This is a genomic window from Haladaptatus sp. QDMS2 (assembly GCF_029338295.1).
In the GTDB taxonomy this organism is placed as follows: Archaea; Halobacteriota; Halobacteria; order Halobacteriales; family Halococcaceae; genus QDMS2.
Genome location: NZ_CP119791.1, coordinates 345710 through 359047, shown reverse-complemented (window position 1 = coordinate 359047; position 13338 = coordinate 345710). Strand labels below are relative to the sequence as shown.

The 13338-nt window shown below is 61.9% G+C and carries 11 protein-coding genes; 6 read left to right on the top strand and 5 right to left on the bottom strand.

Annotated features, from left to right (window positions below; genetic code table 11):
- Nucleotides 1-200: 200 nt before the first annotated feature.
- Nucleotides 201-1634 (bottom strand): hypothetical protein, encoded by a 1434-nt coding sequence (locus P1M51_RS01790; RefSeq protein WP_276246477.1) that lies wholly within the window; start codon nucleotides 1632-1634, stop codon nucleotides 201-203.
- A gap of 377 nt (nucleotides 1635-2011) precedes the next feature.
- Nucleotides 2012-2650: a hypothetical protein gene (locus P1M51_RS01785; protein ID WP_276246476.1), complete on the bottom strand. Its 639-nt coding sequence runs from the start codon at nucleotides 2648-2650 to the stop codon at nucleotides 2012-2014.
- A 428-nt stretch (nucleotides 2651-3078) separates the two neighbouring features.
- On the opposite strand from P1M51_RS01785, the gene P1M51_RS01780 reads away from it, so the two are divergent.
- Genes P1M51_RS01780 through P1M51_RS01760 form a run of 5 tightly spaced genes read left to right on the top strand, consistent with a single transcriptional unit; the run spans nucleotide 3079 to nucleotide 9358 of the window.
- On the top strand, nucleotides 3079-4428 hold the full coding sequence (locus tag P1M51_RS01780; protein WP_276246475.1) for a nucleotide sugar dehydrogenase: 1350 nt from the start codon (nucleotides 3079-3081) through the stop codon (nucleotides 4426-4428).
- A 2-nt stretch (nucleotides 4429-4430) separates the two neighbouring features.
- Nucleotides 4431-5435 carry a glycosyltransferase family 2 protein gene (locus P1M51_RS01775; protein WP_276246474.1) on the top strand — a complete coding sequence of 335 codons (1005 nt, stop codon included), beginning with the start codon at nucleotides 4431-4433 and terminating at the stop codon, nucleotides 5433-5435.
- Complete coding sequence (locus P1M51_RS01770; protein ID WP_276246473.1) at nucleotides 5435-6454, top strand: DUF354 domain-containing protein; 1020 nt, start codon at nucleotides 5435-5437, stop codon at nucleotides 6452-6454. The genes P1M51_RS01775 and P1M51_RS01770 overlap by 1 nt, the downstream gene beginning before the upstream one ends.
- Nucleotides 6451-7380 (top strand): glycosyltransferase, encoded by a 930-nt coding sequence (locus P1M51_RS01765; RefSeq protein WP_276246472.1) that lies wholly within the window; start codon nucleotides 6451-6453, stop codon nucleotides 7378-7380. Before P1M51_RS01770 ends, P1M51_RS01765 begins: the two co-directional genes overlap by 4 nt.
- Nucleotides 7373-9358, top strand: a complete 1986-nt coding sequence (locus P1M51_RS01760) for a DUF2206 domain-containing protein (RefSeq protein ID WP_276246471.1) — start codon at nucleotides 7373-7375, stop codon at nucleotides 9356-9358. Before P1M51_RS01765 ends, P1M51_RS01760 begins: the two co-directional genes overlap by 8 nt.
- A gap of 33 nt (nucleotides 9359-9391) precedes the next feature.
- Here the strand turns inward: P1M51_RS01760 and P1M51_RS01755 are convergent, their stop codons facing one another.
- Nucleotides 9392-10426, bottom strand: a complete 1035-nt coding sequence (locus P1M51_RS01755) for a hypothetical protein (RefSeq protein ID WP_276246470.1) — start codon at nucleotides 10424-10426, stop codon at nucleotides 9392-9394.
- Between the two features lie 109 nt (nucleotides 10427-10535).
- Nucleotides 10536-11585, bottom strand: coding sequence for a hypothetical protein (locus tag P1M51_RS01750; RefSeq protein WP_276274803.1), 1050 nt, complete (start codon nucleotides 11583-11585; stop codon nucleotides 10536-10538).
- Between the two features lie 81 nt (nucleotides 11586-11666).
- On the opposite strand from P1M51_RS01750, the gene P1M51_RS01745 reads away from it, so the two are divergent.
- The gene (locus tag P1M51_RS01745; RefSeq protein WP_276246468.1) at nucleotides 11667-12308 is read left to right on the top strand and encodes an HAD family hydrolase; all 642 of its coding nucleotides are present in this window, start codon (nucleotides 11667-11669) and stop codon (nucleotides 12306-12308) included.
- Nucleotides 12309-12314: 6 nt separating this feature from the next.
- Here P1M51_RS01745 and P1M51_RS01740 read toward each other — a convergent pair whose 3' ends face one another.
- Entirely contained in the window at nucleotides 12315-13313 is a 999-nt protein-coding gene (locus P1M51_RS01740) for a glycosyltransferase family A protein (RefSeq protein WP_276246467.1), read from the bottom strand.
- Nucleotides 13314-13338: the final 25 nt, after the last annotated feature.

Below are 13338 nucleotides of genomic sequence, written 5' to 3'. Positions count from 1 at the left end.
TCCATGGATGGATTGGATGAGTTCATGGGCATGGGTTGGATGGGGCCAGCGGGCGACCCGTAACCTATCGATGAAACTCTCCCTCCCTTACTATACACCGGCTAAGTAGCGGTTTATTTATCATCTAAGCTTACCACTCGCGGGCGAAAGTGGCCTGAAATGTGGACAAGTGTGTGATTCCGAGCGACTGAGGGCCGCCGTCAGTCTTCGACCTGGGACTTCGCCGCCTCCGGTTCGTGGCCAGAGAGGGTCACGATGTTGCCGCGCCCGATGCGGAATCGGCTGATGGTGCCGTTTTCCTCCATCTTCGAGAGCTCGCGGCTGACCTTCGCCTTCGACCAGCCGGTTTCGTCGACGATGTCCGTCTGCTTCATCTGGCCGCCTCGCTGGGTGAGCAGACGGTTGATGTACTGCTCTGGGGGCAGCAGGTCCGTGTCCGGAATTGACTCGGCTGCCGGTTCGACGAGTGGTTCCGGGTCGTCGTCGCTCACGTCTGCGACTTCTGAGGGGACAGCCGTGTCGAGTGGCCGTTGCACGGGGTTGCTCGGCGGAAGAACCTCGTCGCGTTGCCACCACACGAGTCCCGCGATACCGCCGAGACCGAGCAGTGTTCCGGTACCGAGCAACCAGACGGTGAGCCCGTTGAGCGGGTCGGTCCCCCAGTCGATTTCCGTGCGGTCTGAGAGCCCGTCGTCGTCGGTATCGGGCGAAAGCGGGTTCGTGCCGAGACGGGCTTCCGCGCCGTCGTCGAGGCCGTCACTGTCTGAATCCCCGTTGAGTGGGTCGGTGTGTGCTTCGACTTCGGCCGCATCGTCCAGCCCGTCGCTGTCGGTATCGACTCGGGTCGGGTCAGTCCCGATGGAGTCCTCCTTACCGTCGTTCAGGCCATCGTCGTCAGTATCGTTATCGAGTGGGTCAGTGACTTCGAGTTCCTCGCCGTCGAGAACGCCGTCGTTGTCAGAATCGGGGTCCGTCGGGTCCGTTCCGCGCTGGACTTCGATGCCGTCACGGGCACCGTCCTCGTCGGAATCTGCGGTCGCTGGGTCCGTCTGGTAATCGGCGATTTCCACCCCGTCGTCGAGCCCATCACCGTCGGTGTCGGCCGTCATGAAATCGAGTTCCATTTTGACCTCTTCCTGGTTCGTCAGGCCGTCGCCGTCCTCGTCTGCGGCTTTCACGAGGACGTAGGTGGAGATGGACTTCGAATCGACCTTCTCTCGGTCGAACGACTGGATGTTGTAGAGGTCGATTTTGAGCGACCCCGCGCCCGTTGCGCCTTCTGGGAGGCTGTCGTACGAAAGCGAGAGCGTCTCCTCTTCTGCGCTCGTGGACTTGTCCTTACAGGCAAGTTGTGTCGAGGTTCCGTCGCTCGCAACGTGGGAGACACAGACGCGATAGCTCTTCACCTCGGACGATGGCGTGAACGTTACGTCGAGCGATTGGGCGCCATCTTGCCAGACGTACGTCGTTCCGTTGTCCGTCTCGATGATGCCGCCGCCACCGTGGGAAACGTTCGTTATCTCGACGCCGGGAAGGGCGTGCGTACTGGCCGCTGCGGGGGCTGCCAGTCCGGAAGCGAAAACGAGACAGACAGCAAAAAGAACCAGCACTCGTCGGAGTTGCTCAGTTTTCATACCCGGGCTGCCCTCCAGTGAGACGGGCTACCCGTGAGCCGTCTCGCTGTCCGCTTGCCGACCAGTACCCGACGCTCCTGGCACCCGATGCGGTGCAGCCGGAGTGTCGTGAATAGTGGCTCATTATGTTCGTACTCGTATCCACGTAACGGTGGCCGAGGCTTCCAAATGTGCCGGGTTATGACCCCGTGTGGGAACGGCCTTAATACTGGATAGATGAGAGAGGTAGGTTAATATATTTCGTCTGGGAGCCCCGACGGTCACAGATAAGAGAAGGTCTGTCTGCTGTATTAGTCTTTTGGAAAATATAAGAAAGGTAGAATTTAATGATTAGTGGATACAAAAGATGTGGCGGAGAGCCGTCAAATCGCCAGCGGTTATGCGGTTCGAGCGAGGAACGCCTGCCCCGCCGCACTCAGGGTGAAGGCGGCCACGACGAGAACAACTATCGCAAATTGAGGGATTATCGTCGCCGGAATGAACCCGGCAGCGGAGGCGAGAAGCGCGAGGGTGCTCACGCCCGAGAGCCCGAGGTAGTAGTCGCTCCATTCGAGGTCGTAGGCTGGCTGGGCTGCGTCTGCGTCTGTGGCGTCAGCGGTCTGAGCCGCGGAGCTTGAGGGCGCGTCGTCGACCTGTGGGAGGTCGATGTACTCACAGAGGTCGGCAACGTGGGAGGTCATCTCGATAAGACCGCGGCTCTGATTGTAGCTGATGACGCCGGAGTCGTCGAGCTTGGGGAGGTGGGTCTGGTAGAGCGCGATGTACACGCGCTGGCGCTCGTCAGAGTGGAGCTGCTGGACCGTCGTGTCGTTCTCCCACGCGGCCACCTGCTCTGCCACGTCACGCATCTCGACGGTGCCCGTTTGCTGGTTCAGGTACGCGAGTGCCATTCGACGGCGCTCGTTCTGGAGGAGATGGAACGTGTCGTCTTTCGACAACGGTTCGACGGGCGCTGTCACAACGTCTGCGATATCGGCCGCAGCGCCGGATTCTGCATCGTGGGGTTGGGTGCTCATGGTTGCTCAAGCTTACTGGAGAGTACATGATAAAGGGAGCCGGTGTTTGCAGTAGGTTACGTCGGGTTTCAAGCGTTTAATTCGGTTGTAAAACCGTTTCTAAGCGTTCATAACCCCAGGATTTGAGGTTTGCACCGTTTTGGCGGCAAAATTTGCTACCTCCCAGCTGAACTGGCGCTTACGGGGGGGCAAAGCCACGGTACGCAATCACACAGCCAGGGCCTTAGCTGCCGTATAATAAGGAGGTTAGCTGCTTGAGCGAAGAACAGAGCCCGAAAGCTGGGTCGCCCCCGGCTCGGGAGATCGAGAACTATGAAACCCCCAAGAAAACTCCTGGCCATCATCGGTGTGGTCGGAATCGTACTCGCGCTCAAACGCCGCCGCTCACCCGGCGAAACCGGTGAGTCTACCCCCGAAACCGCATAATCATGAATTCCACCATCGACGACCTCGAGATTCAGCAGTCAGCTGCCACAGAGGGCACGGACATCGCAGACGGAGCGACCATCGCCGTGGTCGGCCTCGGCTACGTGGGTCTGCCACTCGCCGTCGCGTTCGACCGGGCGGGTCACTCCGTCATCGGCTTCGACATCAGTGAACAGAAAGTAGACACCCTGAACGGTGGCACGGACACCACCGGCGACCTCGGCGACGACGCCATCGAGGGGAGTGAAGTCACCTTCACGACCGACCCGAAGGCGATCAACGAGGCCCAGTACGTCACCATCGCCGTCCCGACGCCCATCGACGACCTGAAGAACCCGAACCTGGACTTCGTCGAGAGCGCTGCCCGGACCGTCGGCACGCACATGTCCCCCGGCACGACCGTCGTCCTCGAATCGACCGTCTACCCCGGCGCGACCCGCGACGTGGTCGTTCCCGCTCTCGAAGAGGAATCCGGACTTCGAAACGGCGAGGACTTCTTCGTCGGCTACTCGCCGGAACGCGCCACCCCCGGCGACGAAGAACACGGCCTCGCGCAGGTCGTGAAAATCGTCTCCGGCCAGAACGACGCGGTTCGCGACGACCTCGCCGAACTCTACGGTACCGTCGTCGATGCTGGCATCCACAAGGCCCCGAGCATCGAGACTGCAGAGGCCGCGAAGGCAGTCGAGAACGTCCAGCGTGACATCAACATCGCCCTCGTAAACGAACTGGCGATGATTTTCGACAAAATCGACATCGACACCCACGCGGTGCTCGAAGCCGCCGGAACGAAGTGGAACTTCCACGACTACCGCCCCGGCCTCGTCGGCGGCCACTGCATCCCAGTGGACCCGTTCTTCCTCGCCTACCGCGCAGAACAGGAGGGTGTCTCCCCCGACCTGACGCTCACTGGCCGCGAGGTCAACGAGCGAATGCCGGCACACGTCGCAAACCAGACCATCAAGGCGCTCAACGAGAGCGGCAAAGTCCTGAAGGACAGCCGCATCCTCATCCTCGGTCTCTCCTACAAGCCGGACGTCGCAGACATCCGCACCTCGAAGGTAAAGGAGATCATCGAGGCCTTAGACGAGTACCAGATCGACATCTCCGGGTTCGACCCCCACGCGGAACCCGAGGCGATGCGTGATGCCTTCGGCATCGACATCCAGGAAGAACTAGACTTCAGCGACATCGACGGCGTTCTGCTGACGACGGGTCACACGGCGTTCACGGACATCGACCTACCCGACATAGTTGGTCAGATGAGCGGTACCCCCGTCATCGTCGACGTGGACAACTTCTTCGACCCAGCGGACGCAGACGGCCTGGAGTTCACGTTCCGGAGGGTCTGAGAATGTATCGGGGGCACACGGTCGGCGTCGTCGTGCCAGCCTACAACGAAGCGGGATTCGTCGGTGACGTCATCGACGGCATCCCCGAGTACGTAGACCGCATCTACGCCATCGACGACGCCTCCACCGACGAAACCTGGACGGAGATTCGCGAGGCCGCAGACCGCCTCAACAGCGCCGACCGCGAAACGGCACCTGTTGCAGACGGCGGCGTCGCGTTCGACCGTCGTGTCGTCCCGATACAGCACGAAATCAACCGGGGGGCCGGCGGTGCCCTGAAGACGGGCTACCGCCGGGCACTGGAAGACGGCGTCGACGTGACCTCTACGTTGGACGCCGACGGCCAGATGGACCCCGACCGACTCACCGACCTTCTCGATCCTATCGTCGCCGGAGAGGCAGACTATACGAAGGGCAACCGGCTCGCAGAGCCGGCGTTCCTCGACGCGATGCCTCGCTTCCGGCTTATCGGAAACGTGATGCTCTCGTTTCTGACCAAAATCGCGAGTGGCTACTGGCAAATCGCCGATTCGCAAAACGGCTACACCGCCATCAGCCACGACGCACTCAACGCCGTGGACATCCAGAGCCTGTACGAGTACTACGGCTACTGCAACGAGTTGCTCGTCAGACTGAACGTCCACGACATGCGGGTCGCCGACGTGGCGATGCCCGCAGAGTACGGCGACGAGGAGAGTTCCATCGACTACGGCTCCTACATCCCGAAGGTGTCGGGAATGTTGTTCCGGAACTTCCTCGGCCGCCTGAAGAAAAAGTACCTCGTCACGGGCTTTCACCCGCTGGCGCTGTTCTACCTCGCCGGGCTGGCCACCATCGGCCTGACCGGCGTTCTGCTGGTCGCAACGCTCGTAACGCTGTTCACGGTTGGCTCCGCACTGGTGGCGTTCGCTACGACCATCGTGTCGGGGCTGTTCGCGACGCTGTTCGTCCTGCTGGCGATTAGCTTCGACCACGCGGCCAACGAACACCTGGAGGTGCCCGCTTGATGCGCGTGATGGTCACCATCCAGCACCCGGCCCACGTACACTTCTTCCGCCACGCAATCGCGGAACTCGAAGCCGAGGGCCACGAGGTCCACGTCTTCGCCCGGGACAAAGAGATGGCCCTCGCGCTCTTAGACCGCTTCGACATCAACCACGAGGTGCTCGCCGGCGCGGGTAGCGGCCTCTCACAGCTCGCCCGCGTCCAGGCCGTCTACGAGGCCCGTCTGCTCAACCGAGCCCGCGAGATTCAGCCCGACGTCATCACCGCCATCGGCGGGGTGGCCGCGGCGCACGTCTCCCGACTCGTCGGCGCGAAGAGCCTCGTGTTCTACGACACGGAACACGCAGCCATCATCAAGGGCCTCGCCTATCCGTTCGCCCACCGCATTGCGACCCCTGACTGCTACCGCGACACGATCGGCCCCCACCAGAAACGCTATCCGGGCTACCACGAACTCGCCTATCTCCACCCCGACCGATTCGAGGTAGACGAGTCGAAAGTCCCCGAAGTAGCCGAGACGGACGACAAACTCGTCGTCCTCCGCCTCGTCGAGTGGGGCGCGTCCCACGACGTGGGCAATGGCGGCTTCGACGACGTCGAAGAAGTCGTCTCCCGACTCGAAGCCACAGGCGCAGACGTCGTCATCACCGCCGAAGGCGACTTCCCCGAATCACTGCGGGAGAAGCAGATTTCGGTCGAGCCACACGAGATTCACCACCTGCTCGGCGCGGCCGACCTCTTCATCGGCGAGGGCGCGACGATGGCCGCGGAGAGTGCGGTCCTCGGCACGCCCGCTGTTTACGTAAACACCCTCACTATGGGCTACACAGACGAACTCGACGAGGAATACGGCCTCCTGTTCAACTGCAACGGCGACGGCCGCCACGAACAGGCACTCGAACAGGCCGTCTCCATCCTCGAAAACGACGACGACTGGGCAACAAAACGCGAGACGCTTCTCGCGGACAAGGTCGATACGACCGACGTGATTTTGAACCACCTTCAGGAGGTGACTGCATGAAGGCTCTCCAACTCGTGACGACCCCGCGGCCATTTTTCGACCAGCAAGTCGAGGGACTCGAATCTCGCGGCGTTGCCGCCCCCGTCCACCCGATTCCACGCCCCGAAACCGGCGGCCGCGGCCCCCGCGAGTTCGCCGAATACGTCCCCGAGGTGCTTCGCGCCTCGCTCTCTGGAGCCGACGTCGTGCACGCGAACTTCGGGTTGACCGCCCCGTTCGCGCTCGCCCAGCCTCGGCGGCCCGTCGTCCTGACGTTCTGGGGGACGGACCTCATGGGGCCGACGTGGCTCCAGAAACTTTCAGAACAGTGCGCCCGCCGCGCCGACGCCGTGGTAGTACCCTCGAAGACCCTCGCAAAGCGACTCGACGTGGACCACACCGTGATTCCGTTCGGCGTGGACACCGACCTGTTCCGGCCCATCGACCAGGCCGAGGCGCGCGAGCAACTCGGCTGGGACGCAGACGAAACCGTCGCCCTGTTCCCATACGACACCGAGCGCGACGTGAAAGACTACTCGCGAGCGAAGCGAGTGGTCGACGCCACAGAGGGTGACGTCACCCTCAGACCGATTTCAGGAGTTGACTACGACGAGATGCCGTACTACTTCAACGCGAGCGACCTGTTGCTCGTCACCTCGAAACGCGAGAGTGGACCCATGGTCGTCAAAGAGGCCGCGGCGTGCAACGTGCCCGTGGTCTCGACCGACGTCGGGTTCGCCCGCGACGTGCTCGAACCGGTGGCGAACAGCATCGTCGCAGACACCGACGACGAACTCGTGGCCGGCATCCAGCAGGTCGCAGAATCCGGCGACCGCTCTGACGGCCGCGAGACCATCGACTGTCTGAGTATCGACGAGATGACCGACCGTCTGCTCTCGGTCTATCACGACGTTACCTGTCCGATGGTGGAGGTGCGCCATGGGTAGACTCCGCCGGATGCTGGCCTACCGCCACCTCGACAGAGACGCGGCCGTCCTCGGCCTGCTGATGGCGATACTGCTGTTCCCGCTGCGGTTTTTCGCCTCCCAGATTTACATCAAAACGATTCCGCTCGTCCTCGGGACGGCGTGTATCCTCTATCTCCTGACCCTGCGATTCGAGGGCGGAGAGACCGTTGGCCACCCGACGCTCCCGCCGGGTATCGCCAGACTCCTCCCGAGCGTGGTGTTCACCGGCATCGCCGCGCTCATCATGATTGCCTCCATCTTCGGGGGACGCGTCGGCCTGTTCATGGACGTGTCGGCCGTCATCGGGACGCTCATTCTGATTCAGGTGCTGTTCGCGCCGGATTCAGACCTGCGTCCGCGCTGGATGCTCATCCAGATTTTGGCGTTCGTGGGCGTGCTCCGTCTCGCCGCGCTGTTCACCTCGCCGGGTTACATCGGCATCGACATCTGGACCCACATGGAGCAGATTGCCCGGCCAGTCTACGAACAGCGTAGTCTCAGCGCGATTAGCGACAACAAGCACTTCGCCGCGCCGTTCTTCCACCTGCTGGTGGCCGGCGTCGCCATCCTTTTCGACGTGACCCTGCGTGACGCGCTCTACCTCTCGCTCGGTCTCGCGATGCCGTTCGCGGCGCTGCTCATCTACATGACGACGCGCCTGCTCGTGGCAACGCGGTGGGCGCTGTTCGCCGCCGTGATGTACGGCATCGGCGACTACGTCATCGAGTGGGGTATGCACCTCATTCCGACGAGTCACGGCCTCCTGCTGTTCCTCGGTGTTCTCTACGCGATGGTTCGGGTGATGCAGACCGAACACGAACTGAAGGACCTTGCGCTCTTGCTGTTCTTCAGCGTCGCGCTCATCCTCACCCACCAGGTGTCGTCGTTCATCATGATGGTGGTCATCGGGGCCGCTGTCGTCGCCCAGGTCATCCTGAGCATCGACCTGTTCAGTCCGACCCCCGTCCGCCCCGACGTGGTGAGTTTCACCCCCGCGGTGAACCTCTCCGGCCTGCTCGTGTTCGACGCCGGGTTCATCACGTTCATGTGGTCGTTCACGCCGTATCGCGGGAATTCGTTCCTCGAAACCGTCCTCAACTACCTCAGAGAAACCGTCGCCGACAGTGCTGGGTTCCTGAACCTGGCGAGCGGCGGTGGCGGGGCCAGTGGGGTTGTCGCGGGCGAGGGGCCGACCCTCATCGAACAAATCGCCCAGTACGTGGACACCGTCGGCTTCCTGCTGTTGCTGTTCGTCGCCATCGTCGGCTGTCTCTACGTCCTCCGGCGCGAACGCTCTCGCCACTCCGTGTTCACCCTGCTCATCGCGAGCGTCATCATGCTCGTGTTCGTGCTCGGCCTGCCGATGTTCGGGATTCGGAACTTCATCCCACAGCGGTGGTTCGCGTTCCTCTACGCACCACTCGCAATCATGGGCGCGATCGGCGTGCGCCACATGTCGTTCAACCTCTACCCGAAGGTCGTGGTGGCGGTCATGCTCATCTTCGTCCTCGTGTTCCCGGGGATGATGCTCATGTCCAGCCACGGGGCCATCGACAACCCGGTGTTCGACGACAACCGCGCTCGCCTCTCGTACACCGAACAGGAACTCGACGCCGTCCACACCGTCGGCACGATGACCGGACGGCCTGACTCAGAGGAGATTCTGCCCAACGAGGTGATCTACACGGACCATCCGTACCAGACGGTGTTCTTCAGGTCTGACACCTACATGGCCGGCGCGGCCACGATAAACGACACCGACCCCGTCACCCACGACGTGGTGATGTATCGCGGGGCGCAAAGCGAGAAGGCGACGTTCTTCCGGAACTTCCCGGAAGGCAGTAACACGAGCGTGGCCACGATTCGCGACATCCCGCCAGAGCGACTCTGTCGCACGGGGATGGACAACCTCTACTCGAACGGAGACGTCATGCTCTGTTCGAACGGCGCGATATAGGCGTCATTCGGTCGTCGATTCGCGCGCCTTTTCTCACCACTGCGTGTACCAGAAGTCGAATTCGTAGTACGACTCCTCGGCTGTGAAGTAGAACAGTTTCTCCGGCCCTTGCTGGTCACCCCGAGTCAGACGGTTGATGAGGTGGCTCACCCCGACCGAGTTCTCTGATTCGTCTTCGACGCGGAGGTGCCCGGCTTCGAGCAACGTCTTGAGGTGTTCTTGTTCAGGGCTATAGAGTGACGATAGGTCGACGTTCGCGACGACGGAGTCGGGCAGTTCGAAATCCGCGGGAGAGTCAGATTGTGCGGCCACCGTGTAGCGATATCGCGGATATTTCATCGCGTACTTCGCCGGTTCTGAAGAGACGCGAATAACCTCTTCTTTATGCGAGAGGTAGAACGGTTCTGAGGCGGTGAACACCGACTCGTCAGCCGCTTCGTGGGATTCGAACTCGTGCCAGAATGTGAACGACCCGCATCTTCCATCGGAATCGTAGGAAAAGAATTTCTCGGGGAGGATTCGCTGGTCCGCCGCCGAGAGCGACGAGAGCGGAGCAGGTTCGACGTTCTCCACACCAGGATATTCGCCCTCGTATTCGGGGCAAGAAACGACGGTGAATCCGATGGCGAATTCGAGCGGTGCAGGCTCAGCAACGTCCGTCCGCTCGATTCGGTAGTACGTCTCATCGTTCTCGACGAACGTGACGGGACCGAGCACGGAACTGTCCTTCGCGGAATGTTCGACGGTGCCCACCTCGAGAATCGACGCGGCGAGGTCGCTGTTCGCGGCGTTCAGTTCGTCGAGCTCCCAGAACAGGGCGGCCTTGAGTTCCGTCTCGGTTACTGGCGTCGCGCGCAAGTGGAGCCAGAGCGATTCCGGAGTGGCAGTGGGTGTGCTCGTCGGCGTCTCAGTGGGAGTCGGGTCGTCAGTCGGGACGGGAGCGGGTGTGACCGTCGTCCCAGACGGCGTTTGGTTGGTAGTTGAAGAGAGGCTGGAACAGCCCGCGAGACCGGCCGAGAGGGCGAGCGCACAGGTAGTCAGGAGGGAGCGGCGAGAGCGCGGGTTCAAGGATGATAATTCGGTTACACTTCAGAATAAGTTTTGTGAAGGCAGAACGTCTTAAATCGCCTACAAGCGCCGGGTTTTGTGCGCTCCGCCTGCGAGTGTGCCACAGCCATCACGAGACCGTCTCGGTCAGGTGAACACTATAGAACGTCTCCTCGTCCGGCGAGAAGAAGGCATACGGCGGGGTGCCCCACCTGCCCTTGGCGGTCAAACGAGAGCGCAACTCCCCCACGGCATCCGGGATGGGATTCGTCGCTTCGTAGTGATTGTTCGCAATGAGGTCAGTGTATATCTCGCGCTCTGGCTCTGGGAGCGCGTCGGGGTCTACGTAGGAGACCACGTAGGGTTCGACGGCATGGCCCAGTGCGGCCGACGAGTACGCGGGAAGTTCCTCCGCTGCGTAACGGTACGACACCTCGTCGATGGGTCGCGTTCCGCGAAAATCGACCCAGTAATACTCGCCGTCGTACTCGACGGTGGTTCGTTCAGCCCCCGTGAACTGGGACTGGTCGGCCTCGGCCGCCGAGTCGAAGACGTGGACGAACCCCGAACTCAAACAGGACTGTTCCTCCAATCGCCCCCGACCGAGGCGCGTGAATAGTTGCTGGTCAACCTCGGGGAGGTTCTCGAACGCCACCGCATCCGCTTTGCCCGGCCAGTCGTCCCACTGGTCATCGCGTCCGCAGGTGGTCACCGAATCGAGCGTGAACGAGTAGCCTGTCACCTGCGTCCGCGCCTGTTCGGTTGCGGTCACCATGTAGCCAGTTTCGTCCCGCGAGACAAACACGCGTTTTCTCACGAGCGGACCACGAAGGGTGGTTTCCGTGAACGGCCCGTTGTCGATGATGCGCGAAAGCAGGGCCGTCGTTTCGGGGCCGACCGTCGTGAGGCGCGTCGTCGCCATCATGCCGAGCTGTTCGTCGGTAATCTCGTGCAGCCTGATTTTGATGGACCGGTAGAATTCGTTCGTGGGCTCTGGCGTCTCCGTAGTCGGTTCCGGCGTCTCCGTGAGTTCGTCGGTTGGGACGGGAACCGGCGTCGGCGTGCTCGTCTCGGGCGTCGAGTCTGACTCCTGGAATGCGCCGGCACACCCACCGAGCGCCGCGGAGAGTGCGCCAACACACGCAGAGAGAAGGCGGCGACGCGTGGGAGGAGCGGGCATCTGGTTGTCGAATCAACAATACGCTCGTATAAGTTTTCTGTCGTCCCCAACTCTTTCCCGCCTGCCCCGAGATTCGCCGGTATGGAAAAAGCGCTGTACTTCGATTTGGATGGGACGCTGTTGCAGTTCGACGGCGATTACCAGCGCATCGTGACCGACGCATTCGAGCGCACCGTCGGGCGCTGTGAACCTGAATGGCACGAAATTCGCAGTCAGGCATTCTTCGACGCCTTCGAGAACTTCGACCCGAACCCCTACGAGGCGGGGATGGCCGCCGTCATCGAACACGCAAATCTGAACGAGTCGCCCGAGACGCTCGCCGCGGCGTGGCTGGACTGTGAAATCGAGGCGACGAAACCGGCACGGGCCGCGACGGACATTCTCGACGCACTTTCAGAAACCCACAGACTCGGCGTGTTGACCAACGGCGTCACTCACGTCCAGAAACGAAAACTCGCCCGTCACGGACTCGACGAGTATCTGGATGCCGTCGTCTGTTCCTACGACGTGGGTGCCCACAAACCGGACCCGTCGATGTTCGAGACGGCGCGAGACCGGATCCCGGCCGAGGCGTACGTCATGGTCGGCGACGACAAGGATGCCGACATGCGTCCCGCTGTCGAGGCCGGATTCATGCCTATTTTCGTGGACGGCGGTGCAGAATTGCCCGTCGAAGTACGAGGGCTGGACGGCCTCGCAGCCCTCGTCGGCGTGTTCGGATAGCGTCGGTCAGTTTTCGGTTTCGGAACTGCTCCCAAGGACGACGAACAGGATGGCGAGGAACGCGACTAAGCCGACACCCGCGGCGAGGATGGCCTTGCCCTGTCCGTTCTCGCGGACGCCGTTCTGTGCAGACCAGAGGACGCCAGGGTAGTGGCGAGGGCGGGCGTTCGACCGGACGAGATACTGAATACCGGTCGTGATGTTACCCTCGTCGAGGTAGAGTTTTGCGAGGACGAGGTTGTGGCTGCCGCGCACGTCGTGGCCCTTCGATTCGAGGTCGTCGACGACGTCGGAGAACTTCTCTAAGTACTTCTCGTCTGCTTCGCGCACCACGTCGGCGGGCGGGTCGCCAGATTCGTGACGCACGACGAGCGGTTCTGCGACGTGGGCGAGTTTCCCCTTCCGGAGGACGCGCATCAGGAACTCGGGGTCCTGGAACCGGCGGAAGGTCGTGTCGAAGCCCTCGATTTCGCGGGCGACGTCGGTGCGAACCATGAGGGTCGAGCCGGCGCTCGTGTGTAAGCGGTCTGCGAGCACTTCTTCGACGAGTTCGTCGCCGCCTTCGCTCGGCGTGTCGGGGTCGGATTTCGAGAGAATCGCAGCGGCAATCGAGCGGAACGGGCCGCTCTTGCCCTTCGTCTTCATGTCCACGTCGCAGTAGACGGCGACCCAGTCGTCACCTTTCGAGCGCAGGTAGTCCACCTGTCGTTCGAGTTTCAGGGGAAGCCACTCGTCGTCGGAGTCGAGGAAGGCGACGTACTCGCCTTCTGCGTGCTCGATACCAGTGTTTCGGGCGGCAGGTGCACCCTGGTTTTCCTCGTGTTCGATGAACTTCACGCGGTCGTCGTCGTAACTCGTGACGACTTCCTCCGTGTCGTCCGTCGAGCCATCGTCGACGACGAGCAACTCGAAGTCGTCGTAGGTCTGCGCGAGGACGCTGTCGATGGCGTGTGTGACCTCTTCGCTGCGGTTGTAAGTTGGAATGACGACGCTTACGGTGGGCATCAGTGTTCGAAGGCAGACGCTCTGC

Excerpts from the sequence above, each read along its gene's own strand:
- P1M51_RS01780 (WP_276246475.1), top strand. The coding sequence starts at position 3,079 with ATGAATTCCACCATCGACGACCTCGAGATTCAGCAGTCAGCTGCCACA.
- P1M51_RS01785 (WP_276246476.1), bottom strand. The coding sequence starts at position 2,650 with ATGAGCACCCAACCCCACGATGCAGAATCCGGCGCTGCGGCCGATATC.
- P1M51_RS01750 (WP_276274803.1), bottom strand. The coding sequence starts at position 11,585 with ATGCCCGCTCCTCCCACGCGTCGCCGCCTTCTCTCTGCGTGTGTTGGC.
- P1M51_RS01745 (WP_276246468.1), top strand. The coding sequence starts at position 11,667 with ATGGAAAAAGCGCTGTACTTCGATTTGGATGGGACGCTGTTGCAGTTC.
- P1M51_RS01775 (WP_276246474.1), top strand. The coding sequence starts at position 4,431 with ATGTATCGGGGGCACACGGTCGGCGTCGTCGTGCCAGCCTACAACGAA.
- P1M51_RS01760 (WP_276246471.1), top strand. The coding sequence starts at position 7,373 with ATGGGTAGACTCCGCCGGATGCTGGCCTACCGCCACCTCGACAGAGAC.
- P1M51_RS01765 (WP_276246472.1), top strand. The coding sequence starts at position 6,451 with ATGAAGGCTCTCCAACTCGTGACGACCCCGCGGCCATTTTTCGACCAG.
- P1M51_RS01770 (WP_276246473.1), top strand. The coding sequence starts at position 5,435 with ATGCGCGTGATGGTCACCATCCAGCACCCGGCCCACGTACACTTCTTC.
- P1M51_RS01740 (WP_276246467.1), bottom strand. The coding sequence starts at position 13,313 with ATGCCCACCGTAAGCGTCGTCATTCCAACTTACAACCGCAGCGAAGAG.
- P1M51_RS01790 (WP_276246477.1), bottom strand. The coding sequence starts at position 1,634 with ATGAAAACTGAGCAACTCCGACGAGTGCTGGTTCTTTTTGCTGTCTGT.